The following is a 22,235-nucleotide window of genomic DNA, read 5'->3' on the forward strand; positions in this document are numbered from 1 at the left end:
ATGCGCGATCAGTTCCACGACCAGCTCGACTCCGTCTTCGACGACCTCGCCGCGATCTGCCGACAGGTGGAGACCGCGGTGTCCCAGGCGACCAAGGCCCTGATGACCGGCGACGTGATCCTCGCCGAGCAGGTCATCAGTGCCGACGCCGACATCGACCGCGCCCGCGAGCGCGTCGAGGAGTCGTCCTTCACCCTGCTCTCCCTGCAGCAGCCGGTCGCCGGCGACCTGCGTACCGTCGTCGCGGCGCTGCGGATGGTGAGCGAGCTCGAGCGGATGGGCGACCTGTCCGTCCACGTCGCGAAGATCGCGCGCCTCCGGGTGCCCGAGATCGCGGTGCCGGAGGCCGCCCGCGAGACCATGCAGCGGATGGCCGTCGTCGCCGAGGACATGGTGGTGCGGGTCTCGCAGATCATCACCACCCGCGACGTCGAGGCCGCCATCGCCCTGGGCCGCGACGACGAGGAGATGGACCAGCTGCGACGCACCAGCTTCGCCGAGCTGCTGTCCGACGACTGGAAGGACGGCGTCGAGGCAGCCGTCGACATCGCCCTCCTGGGCCGCTACTACGAGCGGATCGCCGACCACGCGGTCTCGGTCGCCAACCGCGTCGTCTTCGTCGTCACCGGCGAGAGCCCGCGCGCGGCGTCCTGACGCACCCGGCCCCACGAACGAGCTGAACCCCGCCTCGGCGGGGTTCAGTGCGTTCGGGGCCGCCGCACTGCCCGCGGACCCACAGGGGTCGAGGGAGGCGCGCTCCTACCGGACGCGGGACCGGGCCGCCTCAGCGGCGGCGTCCCGCGGTGTGGTCTCGCGGGTGGTCCGAGGTCAGCGACCCTGGTTGGCCACGGCGGCGGCGGCCGCAGCCGCGGCGTCGGGGTCGAGGTAGCGGCCACCCGGGGTGACCGGCCTCAGGTCGTCGTCGAGCTCGTAGAGCAGCGGCATGCCGGTCGGGATGTTGAGCCCGGCGATGTCGTCGTCGCTGATGCCGTCGAGGTGCTTGACGATGCCGCGCAGGCTGTTGCCGTGGGCGGCGACCAGCACCGTCTGACCGGTGCGGAGGTCGGCGGCCACGGAGGACTCCCAGTAGGGGAGCATCCGCTCGATGACGTCCTTGAGGCACTCGGTGCGCGGCAGGTCCTCGCCGAGGTCGGCGTACTGGGCCAGGCCGGCCTGCGAGAACTCGTCGTCGTCGGCCAGCGCCGGCGGCGGCACGTCGAACGAGCGACGCCACAGCATGAACTGCTCCTCGCCGTACTCCTCGAGGGTCTGCTTCTTGTCCTTGCCCTGCAGCGCGCCGTAGTGCCGCTCGTTGAGCCGCCACGAGCGACGGACGGGGATCCAGTGCCGGTCGCACGCGTCGAGGGCCAGCGCGGAGGTGGTGATCGCGCGGCGCAGCAGCGAGGTGTGGACGACGTCGGGGAGGAGGCCGGCCTCGGCCAGCATCCGGCCGCCGGCGACCGCCTCGCCCCGGCCCTTCTCGGTCAGGTCGACGTCGACCCAGCCGGTGAAGAGGTTCTTGGCGTTCCAGTCGCTCTCGCCGTGCCGCAGCAGGACCAGGGTGTGGCTCATGTCTACTCCTCGCCCTCGGCCTCGGGCTCCTGCGGGATGGGCTCGCAGGAGTACCGGTCGGTGGCCTCGGTCGACTCGGTGCCCTCCTCGGCCGCCACCGGCAGCTCGAGGTTGGGCAGCTTCTCGGGACTGTACTGGTGGCACGGCGTGACGACCGGGACCTGCAGGGTCGAGACCTGGCCGTTGTCGAAGGTGAGGGCGACGTCGACGAAGTCGCCGGCGACGAAGGTGCCCCGCACCGCGACGCCCCCGGTGTCGTAGAGGTTGACCTGGCCCGCCGCGGGGATCTCGACGGGCGTGCCGACCTCCTCGATCGGGGAGACCCCGGCCTCGGTGGTGGCCGGCGAGATGCCGGTGAACGCGTCGGCGTCGTCGGTGGAGTTGTTGACCAGGCCGGCGACGAACAGCCCCCGGTCGTCCTCGCCGGCGACGACGACGGCGCCGAGCACGTCGACCTGGCCGTCGCGGTCGTTGACGCCACCGCTGATGATGTTGACCCGGTCGGTGGCGTAGTCGAAGCCGCACGACGAGAGGGCGGGCGCCGCGAGCAGCGCGCCCGCGGCGAGCAGGACGAACGGGCGGGACGGATGGCGCCGGAGAGACATGGTCAGGCCTTCACGGAGAGGTCGGAACGCGGAGCACCACCAGACTAGTGGTGCGGGGGCAGGTGTCGTGCACTGGCGCTGGCACACCCACGCGGTCCGGCACGACGGCGCCTACTGACGCAGGCCGGTGCTGCTGCCGACGATCGCGACGAGGGCGACGACGGCCGCCGTCCACACGCCCGAGAGCACGAGCAGCCGGGTGGCGCCGAGCCGCCTCCCCAGGACCAGCGGCAGGTGCGACCACCCGTCGGCGTCGTCGGGCACCAGGCCCCAGACCGAGCGCACGAAGTGCACCCCGACGCCGAGCAGGGCGGCGAGCACCACGATCGGGACCTCGGGCGGCGCGCCCTCGGCGCTGCCGCCCCAGCCGCCGTACGCGAGGTAGGCGGGGTACAGCGCGAACGACGCCGCCCAGGAGACCCACGACAGCTTCCCCCTGCGCAGGACGACGTTGCCGAGCAGGCCGATCGCGAGCGCGAGGAGGTAGCAGGTGCCGGCGGTGACGCCGGTCGAGATCGACAACGGCACGACGAGCAGGACGGCGACCACGATGGCGTACCAGACGCTGCCCGTCTCGAGGCGCCCCTCCGCCACCGGCTTGCGCGCCACCTGGTGCCGCGCGTCGCGGTCGCGGTCGACGATGTCGTTGTGCCAGCCGAGGATCGTCTGGCCCACCAGGACGGTCGCCGCGACGACGGCGGCCTCGCGGGCCGGCCGGCCGGCGGCGAGGGCGCCCGCGCCCATCGCGGAGGCCGTGAGCAGTGCCTGGCGCGGGTGCGCGGCCAGCAGCAGCGTGACCGGCGCCGAGTCGAGGATCGACAGCCGCAGGCGCCCCGCGCCCGAGGGTGTCGCGTCCGCCGTTGTCGCGTCCGCCGTGGCCGCGTCCGCCGTGGCCGCCGCGGTGGGGGCAGGCGTGGCCGTCGTCGTCGGCTCCGCGTCGGGCCCGGTCCTGATGGGTGCCGTCGCCTCGGTGGTGCCGGTGTCTGTGTCCGTGTCGGGGCCGGAGCCGCCGGCGGCGCGGGGTTTGGACAGCCTCCCCGCCCGCTCGGCTGCAGTGGTCGGTTCCTTGCCGGGTGCCTTGCCGGGCGCCTGGTCAGCCGCCTTGCCGGGCGTCTCGGTGGGCGCCCTCCCGGCGGGCTCGGCGGGGGTCTTTCCGACCGACGTCGCGCCGGTCCTCGGTCGTGCCTCGACCACGCCGTCGTCGTCCTCCGACGACGTCGTGCGAGCCGTCGCCGGCTGGGCCTCCACGGGCTCGCCCGGGGGTTGCGCGTCGGTCGTCCCGCCCCGTCGCCAGCGCTGCTGCTTCGCCATGGGAAGCAGTATCAGCCATGGGGCCGGCGGGTGTGCGCACCCACGTCCGAGAACCCGCCGCCATCACACAAACCGGGGCCTGTCAAGGGTGAGATACGGGTGATAGGGCCTCTGACCTGCACAAACGCTGTCTGAGAGATTCCTGAGTCGTGGTAGGATGGAGTTCTAGAAAGGGGTTCATCACATATGACTTTCACCGTCGGCGAAACCGTCGTCTATCCCAATCACGGGGCCGCTGTCATCGAGGACATCGAGATGCGGCAGATCAAGGGAGAGGACCGGCAGTACCTCGTACTACGGATCGTCGCTCAGCAGGACCTCGTGGTGCGCGTCCCGGCGTGCAACCTCGACCTGGTGGGTGTCCGCGACGTCGTCGACAAGGAGGGCCTCGACCGTGTGTTCGACGTCCTGCGCGCCGAGCACGTCGAGGAGCCGACCAACTGGTCGCGTCGCTACAAGGCCAACCTCGAGAAGCTGCACAGCGGCGACGTCATGAAGGTCTCCGAGGTCGTCCGCGACCTCTGGCGTCGTGAGCGCGACCGCGGCCTGTCCGCCGGTGAGAAGCGGATGCTGGCGAAGGCTCGCCAGATCCTGGTCTCCGAGCTCGCGCTCGCCGAGCACACCAACGAGGACAAGGCCGAGACCATCCTCGACGAGGTCCTCGCCTCGTAGGTCCCTGGATCACCCTGTCGACCGGCCCCCGCACCCACGGTGCGGGGGCCGGTCGCGTTCGTGGGGTCTCGTGACGGGCGCCGGGGCCGGCCACGGCCGTCCCGAGACCGTCCGACCGCAGCCGACGGCCGTGGCCCTACGGTGAGCCCGTGGACCACGACGACCTGTACGACGACGAGCCGCCGCCCTCGCTCGGGACCGTCGTCGACGACGACCGCGGCTCGCTGCCCTACCACCTCGTGCACGGCGAGGCACTCGTCGCGGCGGCCGCGTGGGCGCTCGGGGAGGCCGGCGTGACGCTCGTCGACCAGTCCGTCCCGTGGGCCTCGGTGCGCGACTCCGGGGAGACGCTCGTTCTCCACGACAGCCTCTGCCCGCTCACCCCGCCCGACTTCATCGCCGCCTGCGTCGCCCGTTCGGTCGCGGACGACGTCGCCGTGGTCGGCGTGCGCCCGGTCACCGACACCGTCAAGCAGGTCACCGACGGCGTCGTCGGCGCGACCGTCGACCGCGAGGGCCTGCTGGTCGTCTGCTCGCCGGTGGTGCTGCCGCCGACCGCCGTCGCGAGCTTCGACTCGCTGCCCACGACCGACTTCACCGAGCTCGTCGTGCTGCTGCGCGAACGGGGGGACGTCGTCCTGGTCGAGGCGCCGTCGGGCGCGATGCGGGTGACCTCAGACGACGACGTCCGGGTCCTCGAGGCGCTGCGCCAGGAGCCGCTCGGCCAGGCCTAGGTCGTGCGGCCAGGTCACCTTGAGGTTGACCGGCCCGCTGGCGACCGCGGCCACCCGGACGTCGGCCGCGTGGTGCTGGAGGCACGCCGCGGTGTCGGTGCCGCGGAACCCGTCCGCCTCGGCCCGTTCGTAGGCGGCGAGCAGGGCCGGCGCGCGGAAGGCCTGGGGGGTCTGCACGCCCGCCACCCCGCGGACCGCGCCGTCGGGGCCCAGCAACGTCGGCGCCATCACCACCGGGATCGCGCCACCGTGGGTGCGGGCCGCCGCGACGACCGCGCCGAACAGCCGGGACGACGCCAACGGCCGGGCCCCGTCGTGGATCGCTACCACGTCGACCGTGCCGGCCTCGACGTCGTCCCGCAGCACCTGCAGGGCGGCCCACTCGGAGTCGTGACGGGTCTCCCCGCCCTCGACCATCCGGACCTCGGCGTCGCCGAGGTGCGCCGCCAACGCGTCGGCGACCGCGGCCTGCTCACCGGCCCGCACGACGACGACCAGCCGGACGACGTCCTCGAGGCCCAGCGCCGTCCGCACCGAGTGCGCGAGCACCGGGACGCCCGCCAGGGGAAGGAGGACCTTGTTGACCTCGGCGCCGACGCGGGTCCCGCTCCCGGCGGCGAGGACGACGACGGCGGCAGGCACCTGGCGAGTCTCTCAGAGCCCGACGGGGCGCCCGGCCCACCCGTCCCGCCCGGGCCCCACGGTGCGCGGCGTCATCGGCTGCGACGGTCGAGACGTTTCACAGCCGTAACACTGCGAAACGTCTCCGTGTCGTCGCGGAACCTACGGTCTCGACATGTCACCCCGGTCATCCTCTCGGGAGGAGTGGCAGCCCGTCTGCCGGATCGCCGAGCTCGAGGTCGAGCGCGGTGTCGCAGCGCTGGTCCACGGTCAGTCCATCGCGATCTTCCGCACGCAGGACGACGCCGTCTACGCCCTCGGCAACCACGACCCGTTCGCCCGCGCCTCGATGATCGCGCGCGGCATCGTCGGGGTGCGCTCCGGCGTCCCGTTCGTCGCCTCGCCGACGCACCGCCACGCCTTCGACCTGCGCAGCGGACGCTGCCTCGACGACGCCCACGTCTCGGTGCCGTCGTACGAGGTCAAGGTGGTCGAGGGCGTCGTCCTGGTCGGCCAGCGCCGCGCCGTCGCCGCCTGAACCACCGACCAGTCACCTAGAGGGGACGGGTCAGCGCCCGACCCGGGTCGACCCGTCACCCATAGGTGACGGGTCAGCGCCGGACCCGGGTCGACCCGTCACCTATAGGTGACGGGTCAGCGGGGGAGGGCGACGACGAGGGCGGTGGCGATCGCGGCCGCGCCCTCGCCGCGGCCGGTGAGGCCGAGCCCGTCGGTGGTCGTCGCGGCGACCGCGACCGGGGCGCCCACGGCCGCGGACAGCACGCGCTCCGCCTCGGCGCGGCGGGCCCCGAGGCGGGGCTTGACGGCCACGACCTGGACGGCGACGTTGCCGATCGCGAAACCGGCCGCCCGCACGCGGCGGGCGGTCTCCTCGAGCAGCGCGACGCCGGACGCGCCGGCCCAGGCGGGGTCGGAGGTGCCGTAGTTCGACCCGAGGTCGCCCAGGCCGGACGCCGAGAACAGGGCGTCGCACGCGGCGTGGGCGGCGACGTCGGCGTCCGAGTGGCCCTCGAGGCCCTGGGGCTCCTCGGGGAAGGCGAGCCCGGCCAGGTGCATCGGGACTCCGTCGGCGTACCGGTGGACGTCGACGCCGATCCCGGTGCGCGGCAGGGACGGCGGGCCGGCGGCGGCAGACGATGTCACGCGCCGATCATGCCTGAGGAACAATGCGCGCATGAAGAAGTCCGCGGCCGCCTGGGCCTTCGCCGGCCTGCTGGCCGGTTTCGCCGGGCTCGCCGCCGGATTCCTGGTCGCGAAGCTGATGCACCTGCGGCTCGACCCGGTCGGCGCGGTCGCCGAGCTGGTGCACGGCTGGCTGCCCTCGGGCGTCGTCTCGTGGGCCCGCGACGTCCCCGGGCCGTCGTTCACGACGCCGGGCATCCTGCTGCTCGGCGCGGTCGTCTTCGCCGTCCTGGGGCGCCTCGCCCGGCGGTCCCGGTGGCTGCCCGCCGTCGGGTACGTCGTCCTGGCGGCCCTGGGTGGCTTCGCGCTGCTCGAGGCCAACGGCGCGAGCCGGTGGTGGCTGCTGCCCACGGTCGTCGGCTTCGTGGTGATGACCCTCGCGATGCTGCTGATGGGCGAGCGGCTCCGGCGCCTGCAGGCCCTGCCCGACCAGGACGTGTACGGCCCGGCCTGGCGCCGGCGTCGCCGCGAGTTCCTCCTGGTCGCCGGCGTCGTGACCGTCGCCTCCGGGGTCGCGTTCGTGATGGCGCGCGTCGCCGGCCGCGACCTGCGCGAGGTCGAGTCCGAGCGCCGCACCAAGGTCCGCGAGGTGACCGCACCCGACGTCCCCGCCGACGCCCGGCTCGACGTCGACGGCGCGGCGGCGTGGATGACCCCGATCGGCTCGTTCTTCCTCGTCGACACCGCCGTCGTCCGGCCGGTTCTGCGCGCCCAGGACTGGACCGTGCGGATCCACGGCATGGTCACCACCGAGATCGAGTTGACCTTCGCCCAGCTGGTCGACCGCGGTCTCCGCGAGGACTGGATGACCCTCGCCTGCGTCCAGAACGAGGTCGGCGGCGACCTGGTCGGCAACGCCTGGTTCAGCGGCGTCCTGCTCGAGCCCCTGCTGGCCGCCGCCGGCCCGCTCGAGGGGGCCGACGCGGTCCTGCAGACCGCCGAGGACGGCTGGACCTGCGGCACCCCGCTCGCGGCGATGACCGACGGGCGGGGCGCGATGCTCGCGGTCGCGATGAACGGCGAGCCGCTGACCGTCGAGCACGGCTACCCGGTGCGCACCGTCGTCCCCGGCCTCTACGGCTACGTGTCGGCCACGAAGTGGGTCGTCGACCTCGAGGTGACCCGGTTCGAGGACATCGCGCCGTACTGGACCGAGCAGGGCTTCGCCGAGCTCGGGCCCACCAAGACGGCGTCGCGCATCGAGGTCCCGCAGGACGGCGCGACGGTGCCCTCCGGACAGGTCGTCGTCGCCGGCACCGCCTGGGCCCCGGGCACCGGGATCGAGAGGGTCGAGGTCCAGGTCGACGGCGGGCCCTGGGCGGTCGCGACCCTCGGCGGCGTCCCGAACGTCGACACCTGGGTGCAGTGGAAGCTCGCCGTCGAGGTCGAGCCGGGCGAGCACACGGTCTTCGTGCGTGCCACCGACCGGGCCGGTCAGCAGCAGACCGGCGTGGCGGCCGACGTCAAGCCCGACGGGGCCACCGGCTGGCACGACATCGCCTTCACCTCGACCTGACCGCTGCCGGCGCGCGCGTCACCAGTTGCCGGGCGAGCCCGCCGGGAGCGGGTGGGCGGAGTCGCGGATCACGTAGACCAGGCCGCCCGACCTCGTCAGCCACGCGTCCTCGAGCTGGGCGCGGTCGTAGGTGCGACGGACGCCGGCCCGGGTCGTCGAGGCCGGGTCGTTGACGACGACGTCGCCGCTCGCGGTGAAGCCGACGATCACGAGCAGGTGTCCGGCGGTCGAGGAGATGGGGGCGCCGTCGAGCTCGCCGGCGCCGAAGGAGACCGAGGCCACCAGCGGGATGCCGGCGGCGATGAACCGCTCGGCCTCCCGCAGCGAGCGGAGCCGGGTCACGAAGGCCTTGCCCGCGCGCGGGGCGGCGTAGGCGGTGTTGAACGGCCAGTTGCCGGTGCCGTCGTAGGAGTGGTCGAACGTCGCCCGGGCGGCGAAGTCGACCCACGGGTCGGTGTGGCCGCCGGGGACCCAGGAGTAGGCCCGCGGCCGCGGCAGCTTGCCGTAGTAGCCCAGCACCATCGAGGTGGACGTCGGGCTGCACCAGGCCTCGCCACCGCCGCCCCACTGGGGGAAGTGGCCGGTGTGGGTCATCTGCGAGTAGAGCGGGACGTCGAGCACCGTGCCGCGCGCGGGACCGGGACGCGACGTGCCCGGGGCGTCGGCCGGCAGCCGCGAGGTGACGGCGCCGACGGTGTCGAAGGACGGCGTGGCCGTCGTGCCGGCGCGGCGGGCCAGCACGACCCGGACCTGCCAGGAGCCGAGCCCGCCGGGCGCGCGCCAGGTGTCGACGTTGACGTCGGCGAGGTCGTCGGACTGCCCGCTCTGCGTGGTTCGCTCGAGGTGGACGTCGGAGGAGGCCCAGCGCCCGAGGAGGTCCCAGCTGGACAGCCGGCCGGCGGCGTCGCGCCCGCGCACCCGGACCTCGACGAAGCTGTCGCCGGGCGTGGCCGCCGACCAGGACGGGATCAGCTCGGTGAAGGAGAAGCCGGGGGAGACCCACGGCGACTCCCAGGTCGCGGCGTCGTAGCGCCTGCCCGCGACCGAGCGCCGGGCCGTCGGGGCCGCGAGGGTGACCCGCCCGCGGGCGACGGCGGCGCCGGAGACCTTGCCGGCGCGCAGCTCGGCCGTGGAGTCCCACTGGGCGTAGTCGATCTGACGGGCCGTGGCGGGTGCCGCCTGCGCCGTACCGGGGCTCATCGCGGCAACGTAACAGGAGGTGAGGACGGCGCCGAGGCCGATCCGGACCAGCGGCCGGACCAGGGGCCGGACCAGGGGTCGCACGAGGGGCCGGACGCGGGGGAAGGTCACCGCAGCACGGTACGTCACACTCGTCACTCCTGCCACAGAAGTCGCGGATGCGCCGCCCGGCCCCGGCGTTCTCTAGACTCGGGCAGTGACTTTCCGGCTCTACGACACCGCGACGCGCGAGGTGCGCGACTTCGTCCCCCTGGAGGAGGGCAAGGCGGGCATCTACGTCTGCGGGCTCACCGTGCAGTCCGAGCCGCACGTCGGCCACGTGCGCTCGGCGGTGAACTTCGACGTGCTGCGGCGCTGGCTGACCCACACCGGGCACGACGTCACCTTCATCCGCAACGTCACCGACATCGACGACAAGATCCTCACCAAGTCGGCCGAGCAGGGCCGCCCGTGGTTCAACCTCGCCTACGCGATGCACGCCGAGCTCACCCGGGCGCTCGCCTCGATCAACGTGCTGGCGCCGACCTACGAGCCCGGCGCCACCGGCCACGTGCCCGAGATGCTCCAGATGATTGAGACGCTGATCGCGAACGGGCACGCCTACGCCGCCGAGGACGGCTCCGGCGACGTCTACTTCGACGTCCGGTCCTGGCCGGCCTACGGCGAGCTCACCGGGCAGAAGGTCGACGACATGGAGCCGGCCGGCGACGCCGACCCGCGCGGCAAGCGTGACCCGCGCGACTTCGCGCTGTGGAAGGGCTGGAAGCAGGACTCCGAGCCGGCGACCGCGGCCTGGCCCTCGCCGTACGGCCCCGGCCGTCCCGGCTGGCACATCGAGTGCTCGGCGATGGCGGGCAAGTACCTCGGGCCCGCCTTCGACATCCACGGCGGCGGCGTCGACCTGCGCTTCCCGCACCACGAGAACGAGCAGGCCCAGTCGCGCGCGGCCGGCCACGCGTTCGCGTCGTACTGGATGCACAACGCCTGGATCACCACCGCCGGCGAGAAGATGAGCAAGTCGCTCGGCAACAGCCTGCTGGTGCCCAAGGTGCTCGAGCGGGTGCGCGGGATCGAGCTGCGCTTCTACATGGTCAGCGCGCACTACCGCTCGCACGTCGAGTTCTCCTTCGAGGCGCTCGACGAGGCCGCGGTCGGCTTCCGGCGCATCGAGACGTTCCTCGACCGCGCCGGTGCGGGCGAGGTCGGCGCCGTGCCCGCGGAGTTCGTCGCCGCGATGGACGACGACCTCGGCACCCCCGCCGCCGTCGCCGTCATCTTCGACACCGTCCGCGAGGGCAACCGCGCCGAGGACCCCGCGCCGCACGCCGCGGCCGTGCGCGCCATGCTCGGCGTCCTCGGCCTCGACCCGGCCGACCCCGCGTGGGGCGCCGGCTCCAGCGACGACGCCGCCCTGACCGCGGTGGTCGACGCCCTCGTCGCCGGGCTGCTCGAGCAGCGGGCCGAGGCCCGGGCCGACAAGGACTACGCGCGCGCGGACGTCATCCGCGACCAGATCAAGGCGGCCGGCATCGTGGTGGAGGACACCCCTGCCGGCCCGAAGTGGAGTCTCAGCGATGCCCGGTAACTCTCAGCGCAAGGGCTCGATCCGCAAGTCGAGCAAGAAGCCGACCGCCGGCTCGGGCGGGCGCGTCAAGCGCGGCATCGAGGGCAAGGGCCCGACGCCGAAGGCGACCGACCGGCCCTACCACAAGGCGCACAAGGCGGCGCAGGCCAAGCGCGACGGCGCCGGGCAGGGCGGGCGCTCGTCGTCCGGCAACCGGCAGCGCCGCAAGGGCAGCGACTCCGAGTGGGTGGCCGGGCGCAACTCCGTGCTCGAGGCGCTGCGCGAGGGCATCCCCGTCAACGCCGTGTACGTCGCCGAGGGCGCCGAGCGCGACGGGCGGTTGCGCGAGGCGTTCAAGCTCGCCCAGGACAAGGGCGTCAGCCTGCTCGAGGTCAGCAAGGGCGAGCTCGACCGGCTCACGTCGGGCGCGATCCACCAGGGTCTCGCCGCGCGGATCCCGCCGTACAGCTACGCCCACCCCGACGACCTGCTCGACCTCGCCGACAAGAACCGCGAGAAGCCGCTGATCGTCGTCCTCGACTCGATCACCGACCCGCGCAACCTGGGCGCCGTCGTCCGGAGTGCCTCCGGGTTCGGTGCCCACGGCGTCGTCATCCCCGAGCGCAGGGCCGCCGGCATGACCGCCTCGGCGTGGAAGACGAGCGCCGGTGCCGCCGCCCGGATCCCGGTCGCGCAGACCGTCAACCTGGTGCGGCAGCTCAAGGCGTTCCAGGACGAGGGCTGCATGGTCGTCGGCCTGGCTGCCGACGGCGACCTCTCCCTGCCCGACCTCGTGGCCGACGCCGACCTGGCCCGCGGCCCGCTCGTCGTGGTCGTGGGCGCCGAGGGTGGCGGACTCTCGCGCCTGGTCTCCGAGACCTGCGACCACCTCGTCTCGATCCCGATGGCGACCACGCTCGAGTCGCTGAACGCCGGCGTCGCGGCGTCGGTCTGCCTCTACGCGATCAACCAGGCCCGCAGCTGAGCCGACCCGTCGGAGCTCTCCGGGGCCGTCGTCAGTCGGCGTCGCCACCGAGCGGCAGCGCGAGCTCGTCGGGCTTGTGGCGCAGGATCGTGTCGACGTAGTCACGGGCGGAGTCGTACAGGTCGACCTCGGCGCCGGCGCGCTCGGAGAGGTACCAGCGGTGCTGGAGCACCTCGTGGAAGATCTCGGCCGGCTCAAGCTTGCCGCGTGCCTCGGGCGGGACCATCCGGATGATGGGCTCGTAGACCTCGACCAGCCAGCGGTTGGCGACCAGGCCGCGGTCCTCGCGCCCCAGGTCGTAGGCCGCGGTGTAGGACGCCAGGTCGTTCAGCAGCCGCCGGGCCTGGGCGTCCTCGACGTTGAGACCGGTGAGGCCCTGCAGCTCGCGGCAGTGGTGGCCGAGCTCGACGACCTTCGGCTGAATCCGGATCGCGTCGCCGTCGAGGTCGGTGACGATGTCGAGCTCCTCGACGTCGAAGCCGAGGTCGTTGAGCCGCTCGATGCGCTGCTCGATGCGCCACATCTCGCCGGTGCCGAACTCCTCGACGACGGTGAGCTCGTCCCACAGCGCGTGGTAGCGGTCGGCCAGCAGCTCGATGATGGCGTGGGCGCCGACGTCGGTGCCCAGCGAGTTGCTGGCCTGGAGGTCGAGCAGCTCGGCGAACACGTTCTCGGTGGCGATGGTGACGTCGTACTCACGCATGCCGGCCGACAGCGTCTCGCGCAGCTCGCCGGTCTCGGCGTCGACGAGGTACGCCGCGAACCCGCCCGCCGCGCGCCGGAACAGCACGTTGCTGAGCGAGACGTCGCCCCAGTAGAAGCCGGCGAGGTGCAGCCGGACGAGCAGGACGACGATCGCGTCGACGAGGGAGGGGATGTTGTCGATGGTCAGGCCGTGGGAGAACAGGCTCCGGTAGGGGAGCGAGAACCGCAGGTGCTCGGTGAGCAGGGCCGCCGGCAGGTCCTCGCCCGAGGCGTCCGTGCGCCCGGTGACCACGCCCTGCGGGACGACGGCCGGCAGGCCCAGCCGCTGGAGGTCGCGCAGCAGCCGGTACTCCCGGAACGCGATCTCCTGCACGGTCTCCTTGACGGCGTACGTGCGCTGGCCGAGCCGGACGATCCGCACGACGTGCCGGCTCAGCCCGCGCGGCAGCGGCACCACGTGGTCGTCGGTCCACTCCTCGAGCGGAGTGGTCCAGGGCAGCGTCAGCAGCGCCGGGTCGGGGCGGTTGGCCACGATGTGCAACGCCATGACGCCACCGTAGCGGCCCACGATCGTCTACGGTGCGCCCATGATCTCCCTCCGCGCAGCCGCCGTGACCGCCGTCAGCGCCGCCGTCCTGTTGTCGCCGGTGCCGGCGATCGCCGACGGCTACACCCAGGTGGACGCCGTGCGCGACGTCACCCGGATCGACCTCGACGAGGAGGGCGACGTCACCGGCACGCCCGCACGGGGCGAGTCGGACACCGACATCCGCAGCGTCCGTTTCGACCTCGGCCCGCGCAGGCTCGTCATCGTCGCGAAGATGCGCTCGATCGGCCCGCGGGTCCGCGTCTTCGGGGTCGTCCGGACGAAGGGGACCACCTACGAGCTGATGGTCACGGCTGGTGGTCGCCTGCGGATCGACGACCGCAGCGAGGGACGGCAGACGTGCGAGGGCGCGGTCGCGCGCACCACCCCCGCGACCCGGGCCTACCGGGTGGCGGTGCCGACGTCGTGCCTCGGCGACCCGCGCTGGGCGCGCCTCGGGCTCGCCGTGGCGCGCTTCCGGCAGACCGAGTCCGAGTTCTCGGTCGTGGTCGACGACGTCGCCCGTACCGGCTACCCGAACCCGGACGCCGAGTTCGCGCTCGGCCCGCGCATCACCCGCGGCTGACCGGTCGCGGCTCGAGGAGGACGGCGCCCGCCCCCTGCTCGTGCAGGGTGTCGCCGGGGTTGGTGAGCGCGCAGCTGCGCAGGCTCAGGCAGCCGCAGCCGATGCAGGCGTCGAGCTTGTCGCGCAACAGCTCGATCCGGCGGATCTGCTCGTCGAGCCGGGGCCGCCAGGCGCGGCTGATCCGGTGCCAGTCCGACTTGGTCGGCGTCCGGCCCTCCGGCAGCTCGGCCAGCGCGGCGCCGATCTCCTCGAGGCTGAGGCCGACGCGCTGCGCCGTCCGGACGAACGCGACCCGGCGCAGGGTCGACTTGGCGTAGCGGCGCTGGTTGCCGGTCGTCCGCTCGGAGCCGATCAGGCCGCGTTCCTCGTAGAAGCGGAGCGCGCTCGGCGCGACCCCCGACCGCTCGGCGAGCTGGCCGATCGTGAGTGACATGGACCGACTGTACTTCGAGTTACCTTGAGGTTGCCGGTCGTGCGCGATCGGGCTCCCGTGGGCCAGTAGGATGCCTGCGCACGCCGGTGTAGCTCAGTTGGTAGAGCGCTTCTCTTGTAAAGAAGATGTCGCGGGTTCGACTCCTGTCACCGGCTCCACCCCTCGCCGAGCCCAGCGGACCGACCGGGCTCCCGACCTACCGCAGGCGGCGGGCCGCGAAGCGCGGCTCGGTCGAGGCGATCGCGTCCTGGGCGGCCACCAGCTGGATCTCGCGGGTGCCCGCGGCCAGCGTGGCCTCCAGGACGGCGTAGACCGCGGACGTCGTGAGCTCGAGCGCCCGCGCCGGCGAGCCGGTGCTGCGCAGGTGGGCGAGGTAGAGCGCGGCGGTCACGTCGCCGCAGCCGTTGGGGGCGATGGGCAGCAGCGGGGTCGTCACGGCCCAGGCGCCGTCGTCCGACACGGCGACGACGTCGAGGGTGTCGGGCTCGGAGTCACCGTGCAGCACCGAGGTGACCAGGACGTCGCGCGGGCCGGTGGCGCGCACGACGTCGACGGCGGCCAGGACCTCGTCGAGGGTGCCGGTCTCGCGGTCCGCGAGGAAGTCGAGCTCGAAGTGGTTGGGGGTGACGACGTCGGCGCGGGGCACGACCTGGTCGCGCATGTACTCCGGGATGCCGGGCCTGACGAACATCCCGCGGCCGCGGTCGCCCATCACGGGGTCGCAGCAGTAGACGGCGGCGGGGTTCAGCTGCTTGACCTTCGCGACGGCGTCGAGGATCACCGCCCCGACGGCGGGGTCGCCCTGGTAGCCGGACAGGACGGCGTCCGCGGTGCCCAGCACGCCGCGGTCCTCGATGCCCGCGATGACCTCCCGGACGTCGGCCGGGTCGAGGAGCGGGCCGCGCCAGGCGCCGTACCCGGTGTGGTTGGAGAAGTGCACCGTCAGCACCGGCCACACCTCGTGGCCGAGCCGCTGGAGCGGGAAGACCGCCGCGGAGTTGCCGACGTGCCCGTAGGCGACCGAGGACTGGATCGACAGGATCTTCACCGGCCCATCGTGCCAGAGGTGGCACCCTGTCCCCATGTCGCTTCCCCACGGTCGCCACTACCCGCCCGACACCTACCACGGCACCGACGGCGAGGTGTCGGCCTGGATGCGGCGGGCGGGCGAGCCGGCGGACGTCACCTACCGCACCGGCGGCACCTGCGAGTACCTCGCCACCGGCGACCGCACCGAAGGCCGCTTCGGCCTGTACCGGTGGAGCTTCGGCGAGGCCGAGAGCGGGCCCGACCCGCACTTCCACCGCTCGATCTCCGAGCAGTTCTACGTGCTCTCGGGTGAGGTCCGGCTCTTCGACGGCAACGACTGGACGACCGCCAGGTCCGGTGACTTCCTCTACGTGCCCGAGGGCGGCCTGCACGGCTTCCGGGGCGGCGGGCGCGCCACGATGCTGCTCATGTTCGCGCCGGGCGGGCCGCGGGAGGACTACTTCGAGACGCTGGCGCGGGGCGAGGAGATGAGCGAGGAGCAGCGGGCCGAGTTCATGGTCCGGCACGACACCTACTGGGTGTGACCGGGCCGGCGTGATCGACCCTGAGTAGCGTCGGAGCCATGACGGACATGGACTACCGACCCCTCGGCGACTCCGGACTGATGGTCAGCGCGGTCGGCCTCGGCTGCAACGCCTTCGGCCGCCGGGTCGACCTCGACGGCGTCCGCGGCATCCTGGACGCCGCGACCGACGTCGGGGTCACCCTCCTCGACACCGCCGACATCTACGGCGACCCGCCGGGCCGCAGCGAGGAGCTGCTCGGCGAGGCGCTCGACGGGCGCCGCGACGACTTCGTGCTGGCCACCAAGTTCGGCATGGACATGCGCGGGGCCCACGGCGAGGACCACGGCGTCCGGGCCTCGCGACGCTACGTGCGCCGCGCGGTCGAGGCGAGCCTGCGCCGGCTCCGCACCGACCACATCGACCTCTACCAGCTGCACACGCCCGACGAGACCACGCCGATCGAGGAGACCCTGTCGGTGCTCACCGACCTGGTCCGCGAGGGTGCGATCGGCTACCTCGGCTGCTCGAACTTCGCCGCGTGGCAGGTCGCGGACGCCGACTGGACCGCCCGCAGCGCCGGCCTGGAGCGTTTCGTCAGCGTGCAGAACCGCTACTCGCTGCTCGACCGGACCGTCGAGGACGAGGTGACCCCGGCCTGCGAGCAGTACGGCCTCGGCATCCTGCCGTTCTTCCCGCTCGAGTACGGGCTGCTCACCGGGAAGTACCGGCGCGGCCAGGCCGCGCCGTCCGGCTCGCGGGCCGCGTCCGCCGCCGCGCCGTGGCTGGAGAGCGCCGACTGGGACCGGATCGAGGCCGTCGAGGCCTACGCCGCCGCCCGCGACCTCGAGCCGATCGACGTCGCCGTCGCCGGGCTGGCCGCGCAGCCCGCCGTCGCGTCGGTGATCGCCGGCGTCAGCTCGGGCGACCAGGTGCGCCGCAACGCCGCGACCCTCGCCTGGGAGCCCACCGAGGCCGACCTGGTCGAGCTCGACGAGATCACCACCACCTGACAGCGGCGTCGCCCGGCCGCGTTCGGTGCGCGCGGCCGCCCTACTCCGTCGTGACCTCCGTCGGGACGCCCAGCGACCAGTCGATCGGGTCGGCCCCGCGCTCGGCGAGCAGCGCGTTGGTCCGGCTGAACGGGCGCGAGCCGAAGAAGCCGCGCGAGGCCGAGAGCGGGGAGGGGTGCGCCGACTCGACGACCGGCGTCGCTCCGAGCACCGGCTTCAGCGACTGGGCGTCACGACCCCAGAGGATCGCCACGAACGGCGGGCCCGACTCGGCCCGGGCCACGAGCGCGCGGATGGCGCACTCGGTGACCTCCTCCCACCCCCGGCCGCGGTGGGACGCCGGCGTGCCCGGCCGCACGGTCAGCACCCGGTTGAGCAGCATCACGCCCTGGTCGGACCACGCCGTGAGGTCGCCGTGGCGCGGCGGGACGACGTCCAGGTCGGCCCGGAGCTCGGTGTAGATGTTGACCAGGCTGCGGGGCAGCGGCCAGACGTCGTGCTCGACGGCGAAGCTGAGCCCGATCGGGTGGCCCGGCGTGGGGTAGGGGTCCTGACCGACGACGAGCACGCGGACGTCGGCCAGGGGTGCCCGGAACGCCCGGAACACGGCGTCGCCGGCCGGCAGGTAGGGGCGCCCGGCGGCCAGCTCCTCGCGCAGGAAGGTGCCGAGCTGCCCGATCCGGTCCTCGACCGGCGCGAGGGCCTCCGCCCAGTCGGCGGCCATCAGTCCACGGTCGACGAGTCCCGCCAGTGCGCCCATGCCGCCGACGCTACCGGCGACGGCCGGTCCCGAAGGGGTGGTGGGCTCCCGGACGGCAGCCTCAGCGGCGCTCGGGGACCCGCGCCGGGCGCTGGAGGCGGTCGAGGAACGCGACGAGCACGGCCTCGCGCAGCGCCGGGGCGGCCAGGTCGAGCAGCGCGTTGACCTCGGCCATCCGGGACGGGAGCGCGAGCCCGCCGTCGGCGCTCTCACCGATCAACCCGGCCGCGGCGAGCAGGCCGTCGAAGTCGTCGTCGCTGATCCCGGCCGGGTCGAGGGCCGAGACGAACGCCGCGACGCCGGCGTCGACGACCACCGGTCCGGCGGCCCGTGCCGCCGCGGTCGCCCCGGCGATGGCGGTCAGGAGCTCGGGCACGTGCGGCCGGGTGGCCGCGCTGACCGACAGGTGCACCGTCGCGGGGTGGCCGGCGTAGGACATCTGGGGCTGCACGTACCAACCGCGGTCGGCCATCTCGTCGCACAGCGTGAACGGGTCGAGCGTCTCGTCGGTGGCGAGGGCGACCAGCGTCGAGTCGGGCGGGACGACCAGGCGCAGCCCGGGGATCGGGGCGACGCCGGCCACGATGGCGTCCACGGCCGCGAAGACCTCCTCGGCGAGGCGCTCGTAGCCGGCGTCCCCGATCGACTCGACGACCGCCCAGGCGCCGGCCAGGGGACCGCCCGACCGGGTCGACTGCAGCGTGGAGTTCAGCATCGTGTACCCCGGCCAGGCAGCGCTCGCGAAGTACTGTGCCCGGCGCAGCGCCGAGGTGCGGTGCAGCAGGAGGGAGGCGCCCTTCGGGGCGTAGGCGTACTTGTGGAGGTCGACCGAGATCGACGTGACCCCCTCGACCGCGAAGGTCCACGGCGCGACGTCGCGGCCGAGCCGGCCGGCGTAGGGAAGCACCCAGCCGCCGATGCAGGCGTCGACGTGGCACCGGAGCCCGCGCCCGGCCGCCAGGGACGCGAGCTCGGTGACCGGGTCGACCACGCCGTGGGCGTACGACGGCGCGCTGGCCACCACCAGCACGGCGCGCTCGCCGAGGTCGTCCAGGGCCCGTGCCGTCGCGGCGACGTCGGCCCGGAAGTCGGAGCCGACCGGCACGAGCACGGCCTCGACGCCGAAGTAGTGCGCCGCCTTGTGGAAGGCCGCGTGCGCGGTGTCCGGCAGCACCATCGCCGGGCGCACGACGTCCGGGCGCGCGTCGCGGGCGCCCTGCACGGCCAGCAGCACCGACTCGGTGCCGCCGGAGGTGATCGTCCCGACGACGGTGTCGGGGGCGTCGAGCAGGCCGGCGGCGAAGCCGACCAGGTCGTTCTCCATCGCCAGCAGGCTCGGGAACGCCGTCGGGTCGAGCCCGTTGGACCCCGCGAACGCCGCCACCGCCTCGCGACCCACGCGGTCGACGTCGGCGAGACCGGAGTCGTAGACGTAGGCGAGGGTGCGCCCGCCGTGCACCGGCAGGTCGGCGGCCTGGAGCGTCCGGAGCCGGGCCAGGACGGCGTCCTCGGGGACGGACGGGCCGGTGGTCCGGCCGGTGGTCTGGCCGGTGGTCTGGTCGGTGGTCATGCGTGCTCCTGCCGGTCGGCGGTCTGCTGGTCGAGCTCCTCGTCGAGCCGGTAGCGGGCCAGCCACCACAGGCTCGCCACCACGAGCACCGCGGGCAGCAACGAGAAGCCCAGCGTGATCGCGGTGACGGCGCTGTCGGGCTGGGCGACGTCGCCGGTCGTGCCGGAACGGTAGTCGCCGAGGGCGAGCACCAGCGCGAACAGGCCGGGCCCCAGGGCCAGCCCGAGGGTCTCGCCGGCGGTCCAGACCCCGGTGTAGACGCCGGTCCGGTTCTCGCCGGTGGTGTGCGCGTCGGCGGCCGCCACGTCGGGGAGCATGGCGAGCGGGAAGACCTGGCAGCCGGCGTACCCCACCCCGACCAGCGCGACCGCCGCGAAGACGGCTGCCGCAGGAGCGACCTGCGCGGTCGCGGCGACGGCGGCGCCGAGCGCCAGCACGAGCGACGCGGCGAGGTAGGCGCGCCGCTTGCCGACGCGCGCGCCGATCGCCGACCAGGCCGGGGTCAGCAGCAGCGCGGGGCCCACGAAGCAGACGAAGAGGACGGTCGCGGAGCCGTCGCGACCCAGGACGTCGCCGGCGAGGTAGTCGACGCCGGCCAGCATGCAGCCGGTCGCGAGGGCCTGCAGCACGAACGTCGTCAGGAGCAGCCGGAAGTCGCGGGCGCCGGCGACGATCCTCAGCTGGTCGCGCAGCGTGCCCGGTCCGGGGTCGACCGCGCCGATCGGTGCCCGGCGGGTCCCGCGGTAGGCGCCGACGACGCCGACGAGGATCAGCGCGGCCATCACCAGCCCCATCACCCGGTAGCCGTCGCGCCCGCCCACGGCGTCGCGGATGACCGGGGCGGTCGCGCCCGCCAGCAGGATGGTGAAGGCGAGGATCGCGACCCGCCACGTCATCAGACGGGTGCGCTCGGCGTAGTCGTGGGTGATCTCGGCCGGCATCGCGACGAACGGGACCTGGAAGAAGGCGTAGGCCGAGGCGCACGCCAGGAACACCACCAGCACCCAGGTCGTCTCGAGGAGCCGGGAGTCCATGTCGGGTCCGGCGAAGAGCAGCGCGAACCCGGCCGCCAGCGCGATCCCGGCCCGGAGCAGCCACGGCCGCCGCGCACCGCGCGGATCGACGGTCCGGTCGCTGATCCGGCCGGCGACCGGGTTGAGGACGACGTCCCACGCCTTCGGGAGGACGACGACCAGACCGGCGAGCACGGCGGCCACCCCGAGCGTGTCGGTGAGGTAGGGCAGCAGCATCAGGCCCGGCACGGTGCCGAAGGCGCCCGTGGCCACCGACCCCATGCCGTAACCCACCCGGACCGAGCGGGTCAGCGGTGCCGACGCGGAGGCGGCGGGGGTCGCGGAGGTCACCCGCCGCAGACTAGAGGGGCAGCGCCGGGATCGAGGTCAGATGCCGCAGGTCGGTGCGCTCCAGCTGCGTCCGGCCCGGATGTCGACGTGCACGTGGTCGTCGTGACCGGGGTAGCCGGGGCCGAAGATGCCGCCGAACCCGGTGGAGCGGGCGTTCTGTGCGAGCGAGCAGAAGGAGGCGCCGACCAGGTCGATCGCGTTGCCGTAGGTGTGCTGGCCGGTGCCGCTGCCGCCGACCTGGCGGTCGCAGGCCTGCGAGCGGAAGCCGGAGGTCACGGTCAGGGGCACGTTGCCCATCCGCTGCCGCAGGGCCTCGGCCCGCCACATCGCGCGCTTGAGGTTCTCCTTGACCTGGGCCGCCGGGACGGAGCCGCCGCTGTACCCGCCGGCCCCGCAGCCGCCGTCGACCTCGGCGTAGGAGAAGTGCGCCGGGGTGCAGTCGGCGTCCTGGAGGGCGTAGATCTTCGCGTACGTCGCCGGCCCCGCGACCCCGTCGGCGCCCAGGCCGTGGGCGGACTGGAAGTTGCGGACCGCTGCGACGGTCTGGGGCCCGTAGCTGCCGTCGATGCCCATGTTGACGCCGTACCCGGCCCACCCCGCGACCCGGACCTGGAGCTCGGCGACGTCGGCGCCGCTCGCGCCGGAGGACAGGTTCCTGGTCCAGGAGTAGCACTCGTCGGCGTGGGCGGGCGCGGTGGTCGCCGCGGTGACGACGACGACCCCGAAGAGCGTGAGAGCCAGGGAGGCCAGGAGGGTGCGGAGACGGAGCATGAGGGTGTCCTTCCGTGGGGGTGCCGGTGCTCCCACCCTCCACCGGGCAGCACCGCGTCGGTACGGAGGTTTCCCTCGACGGTCGCTGCTCAGACGCCGCAGCTCGGCGCGGCCCAGTAGGAGGGGGAGCGCAGGTCGACGTGCACGTGGTCGTCGTGGTCCGGGAAGCCCGGGCCGAGGATGCCGCCGTAGCCGGTGGTGGTGGCGGTCTGCGCCAGGCTGCAGAAGTCGTGGCCGACCAGGTCGAGGGCGTTGCCGTAGGTGTGCTGACCCGAGCCGCTACCACCGACCGCGACGTCGCAGGACGCCGACCGGAAGCCGTCGGTGACGGTGAGCGGGTGGTTGCCGAGCCGTTGCCGCAGGGCCTCGGCGCGCCACATCGAGCGCTCCAGGTTCTCCCTGACCGTGGCCTCGTCGACGGAGCCACCCGCGAACCCGCCGGCACCGCAGTTCTGGCTGACCTCGGCCCACGAGAAGTGGGCGGTGGAGCAGTCGGCGTTCTGCAGCTCGTAGATCGCCTCGAAGGTCGCCTGGCCCGCGACGCCGTCCGCGGCCAGGCCGTGAGCGGACTGGAACCCCTTGACCGCCTGGGTGGTCTGCGGTCCGAACTCGCCGTCGATGGCCATGTTGGTGCCGTTGCCGATCCAGCCGGCGACGCGCGTCTGCAGCTCGGCGACCTCGGGTCCGCTCGCTCCCTCGGCCAGGCTGCCGCTCCAGGAGTAGCACTCGTCGGCGTGCGCCGGGGGCGACGTGGCGGCGCTGACGCCGACGACGCCGGTCGTGGTGAGGGCGAGCGCGGCGAGGGCTGCGCGCATGCGGTACATGGGTCGGTCCTTCCGGTGGGAGGCGGTGCACCTCCACCCTCCGCGTCCCGGTGCCGCCCCGAAACCGGGGTAACCCTCGGTGCCCGG

At 73.7% G+C, this 22,235-nt stretch carries 24 protein-coding genes and 1 tRNA gene; 11 read left to right on the forward strand and 14 right to left on the reverse strand.

Going from position 1 to position 22,235, the window contains the following annotated elements; translation table 11 throughout:
* A complete protein-coding gene (gene phoU, locus E4623_RS12445; RefSeq protein ID WP_134766838.1) occupies positions 1-654 on the forward strand; it encodes a phosphate signaling complex protein PhoU in 654 nt (217 codons plus the stop codon).
* A gap of 174 nt (positions 655-828) precedes the next feature.
* Here the strand turns inward: phoU and E4623_RS12450 are convergent, their stop codons facing one another.
* The 3 genes from E4623_RS12450 to E4623_RS12460 form a co-directional block, all read right to left on the reverse strand.
* Complete coding sequence (locus E4623_RS12450; protein ID WP_134766839.1) at positions 829-1,572, reverse strand: phosphoglyceromutase; 744 nt, start codon at positions 1,570-1,572, stop codon at positions 829-831.
* 2 nt (positions 1,573-1,574) lie between these two features.
* Positions 1,575-2,177 carry a hypothetical protein gene (locus tag E4623_RS12455; RefSeq protein WP_134766840.1) on the reverse strand — a complete coding sequence of 201 codons (603 nt, stop codon included), beginning with the start codon at positions 2,175-2,177 and terminating at the stop codon, positions 1,575-1,577.
* Between the two features lie 111 nt (positions 2,178-2,288).
* The gene (locus E4623_RS12460; protein ID WP_134766841.1) at positions 2,289-3,488 is read right to left on the reverse strand and encodes a UbiA family prenyltransferase; all 1,200 of its coding nucleotides are present in this window, start codon (positions 3,486-3,488) and stop codon (positions 2,289-2,291) included.
* A 186-nt stretch (positions 3,489-3,674) separates the two neighbouring features.
* On the opposite strand from E4623_RS12460, the gene E4623_RS12465 reads away from it, so the two are divergent.
* Both E4623_RS12465 and E4623_RS12470 read left to right on the forward strand, forming a co-directional pair.
* On the forward strand, positions 3,675-4,160 hold the full coding sequence (locus E4623_RS12465; RefSeq protein ID WP_134766842.1) for a CarD family transcriptional regulator: 486 nt from the start codon (positions 3,675-3,677) through the stop codon (positions 4,158-4,160).
* Positions 4,161-4,309: 149 nt separating this feature from the next.
* Complete coding sequence (locus E4623_RS12470) at positions 4,310-4,894, forward strand: 2-C-methyl-D-erythritol 4-phosphate cytidylyltransferase (protein ID WP_134766843.1); 585 nt, start codon at positions 4,310-4,312, stop codon at positions 4,892-4,894.
* Here E4623_RS12470 and E4623_RS12475 read toward each other — a convergent pair.
* On the reverse strand, positions 4,835-5,536 hold the full coding sequence (locus E4623_RS12475) for a 2-C-methyl-D-erythritol 4-phosphate cytidylyltransferase (RefSeq protein WP_134766844.1): 702 nt from the start codon (positions 5,534-5,536) through the stop codon (positions 4,835-4,837). The genes E4623_RS12470 and E4623_RS12475 overlap by 60 nt on opposite strands.
* Before the next feature lie 154 nt (positions 5,537-5,690).
* On the opposite strand from E4623_RS12475, the gene nirD reads away from it, so the two are divergent.
* Entirely contained in the window at positions 5,691-6,053 is a 363-nt protein-coding gene (nirD, locus tag E4623_RS12480; protein ID WP_134766845.1) for a nitrite reductase small subunit NirD, read from the forward strand.
* A 116-nt stretch (positions 6,054-6,169) separates the two neighbouring features.
* On the opposite strand, the gene ispF is transcribed toward nirD, so the two are convergent.
* A complete protein-coding gene (ispF, locus tag E4623_RS12485) occupies positions 6,170-6,679 on the reverse strand; it encodes a 2-C-methyl-D-erythritol 2,4-cyclodiphosphate synthase (RefSeq protein ID WP_280633656.1) in 510 nt (169 codons plus the stop codon).
* 31 nt (positions 6,680-6,710) lie between these two features.
* On the opposite strand from ispF, the gene E4623_RS12490 reads away from it, so the two are divergent.
* Complete coding sequence (locus tag E4623_RS12490) at positions 6,711-8,234, forward strand: molybdopterin-dependent oxidoreductase (RefSeq protein WP_134766847.1); 1,524 nt, start codon at positions 6,711-6,713, stop codon at positions 8,232-8,234.
* Between the two features lie 18 nt (positions 8,235-8,252).
* Here the strand turns inward: E4623_RS12490 and E4623_RS12495 are convergent, their stop codons facing one another.
* Entirely contained in the window at positions 8,253-9,545 is a 1,293-nt protein-coding gene (locus E4623_RS12495; RefSeq protein WP_134766848.1) for a C39 family peptidase, read from the reverse strand.
* 85 nt (positions 9,546-9,630) lie between these two features.
* Here E4623_RS12495 and cysS point away from each other — a divergent pair, with 85 nt between their 5' ends.
* Both cysS and rlmB read left to right on the forward strand, forming a co-directional pair.
* Positions 9,631-11,019 (forward strand): cysteine--tRNA ligase, encoded by a 1,389-nt coding sequence (gene cysS, locus E4623_RS12500; protein ID WP_134766849.1) that lies wholly within the window; start codon positions 9,631-9,633, stop codon positions 11,017-11,019.
* The gene (rlmB, locus tag E4623_RS12505) at positions 11,009-11,983 is read left to right on the forward strand and encodes a 23S rRNA (guanosine(2251)-2'-O)-methyltransferase RlmB (protein ID WP_134766850.1); all 975 of its coding nucleotides are present in this window, start codon (positions 11,009-11,011) and stop codon (positions 11,981-11,983) included. The genes cysS and rlmB overlap by 11 nt, the downstream gene beginning before the upstream one ends.
* Before the next feature lie 31 nt (positions 11,984-12,014).
* On the opposite strand, the gene E4623_RS12510 is transcribed toward rlmB, so the two are convergent.
* Positions 12,015-13,235: a DUF4032 domain-containing protein gene (locus tag E4623_RS12510; RefSeq protein WP_134766851.1), complete on the reverse strand. Its 1,221-nt coding sequence runs from the start codon at positions 13,233-13,235 to the stop codon at positions 12,015-12,017.
* 40 nt (positions 13,236-13,275) lie between these two features.
* Between E4623_RS12510 and E4623_RS12515 the strand changes: the two genes are divergently transcribed.
* Positions 13,276-13,860: a hypothetical protein gene (locus E4623_RS12515; protein ID WP_134766852.1), complete on the forward strand. Its 585-nt coding sequence runs from the start codon at positions 13,276-13,278 to the stop codon at positions 13,858-13,860.
* Here E4623_RS12515 and soxR read toward each other — a convergent pair.
* Entirely contained in the window at positions 13,847-14,293 is a 447-nt protein-coding gene (gene soxR, locus E4623_RS12520) for a redox-sensitive transcriptional activator SoxR (RefSeq protein ID WP_134766853.1), read from the reverse strand. The two genes, E4623_RS12515 and soxR, sit on opposite strands and share 14 nt — an antisense overlap.
* Positions 14,294-14,375: 82 nt before the next feature.
* Here soxR and E4623_RS12525 point away from each other — a divergent pair.
* Positions 14,376-14,451, forward strand: a tRNA-Thr gene (locus tag E4623_RS12525).
* Positions 14,452-14,489: 38 nt separating this feature from the next.
* Here the strand turns inward: E4623_RS12525 and pdxY are convergent.
* Positions 14,490-15,341: a pyridoxal kinase PdxY gene (gene pdxY, locus E4623_RS12530; RefSeq protein WP_134766854.1), complete on the reverse strand. Its 852-nt coding sequence runs from the start codon at positions 15,339-15,341 to the stop codon at positions 14,490-14,492.
* A 34-nt stretch (positions 15,342-15,375) separates the two neighbouring features.
* Between pdxY and E4623_RS12535 the strand changes: the two genes are divergently transcribed.
* Both E4623_RS12535 and E4623_RS12540 read left to right on the forward strand, forming a co-directional pair.
* Positions 15,376-15,867, forward strand: coding sequence for a cupin domain-containing protein (locus E4623_RS12535; RefSeq protein ID WP_134766855.1), 492 nt, complete (start codon positions 15,376-15,378; stop codon positions 15,865-15,867).
* Between the two features lie 38 nt (positions 15,868-15,905).
* Positions 15,906-16,859 (forward strand): aldo/keto reductase, encoded by a 954-nt coding sequence (locus E4623_RS12540; RefSeq protein WP_209020652.1) that lies wholly within the window; start codon positions 15,906-15,908, stop codon positions 16,857-16,859.
* Positions 16,860-16,899: 40 nt separating this feature from the next.
* Here the strand turns inward: E4623_RS12540 and E4623_RS12545 are convergent, their stop codons facing one another.
* From E4623_RS12545 to E4623_RS12565, 5 genes are all read right to left on the reverse strand, one after another.
* Positions 16,900-17,619: a uracil-DNA glycosylase gene (locus E4623_RS12545; RefSeq protein ID WP_134766856.1), complete on the reverse strand. Its 720-nt coding sequence runs from the start codon at positions 17,617-17,619 to the stop codon at positions 16,900-16,902.
* 61 nt (positions 17,620-17,680) lie between these two features.
* Positions 17,681-19,189 (reverse strand): aminotransferase class V-fold PLP-dependent enzyme, encoded by a 1,509-nt coding sequence (locus tag E4623_RS12550; protein ID WP_134766857.1) that lies wholly within the window; start codon positions 19,187-19,189, stop codon positions 17,681-17,683.
* A complete protein-coding gene (locus tag E4623_RS12555) occupies positions 19,186-20,553 on the reverse strand; it encodes an MFS transporter (RefSeq protein ID WP_245155052.1) in 1,368 nt (455 codons plus the stop codon). The genes E4623_RS12550 and E4623_RS12555 overlap by 4 nt, the downstream gene beginning before the upstream one ends.
* 36 nt (positions 20,554-20,589) lie before the next feature.
* Positions 20,590-21,324, reverse strand: coding sequence for a M15 family metallopeptidase (locus tag E4623_RS12560; protein ID WP_134766858.1), 735 nt, complete (start codon positions 21,322-21,324; stop codon positions 20,590-20,592).
* Positions 21,325-21,413: 89 nt separating this feature from the next.
* Positions 21,414-22,148 carry a M15 family metallopeptidase gene (locus E4623_RS12565; RefSeq protein WP_134766859.1) on the reverse strand — a complete coding sequence of 245 codons (735 nt, stop codon included), beginning with the start codon at positions 22,146-22,148 and terminating at the stop codon, positions 21,414-21,416.
* Positions 22,149-22,235: the final 87 nt, after the last annotated feature.

The sequence above is a fragment of the Nocardioides sp. 1609 genome (assembly GCF_004522105.1).
GTDB lineage: Bacteria > Actinomycetota > Actinomycetes > Propionibacteriales > Nocardioidaceae > Nocardioides.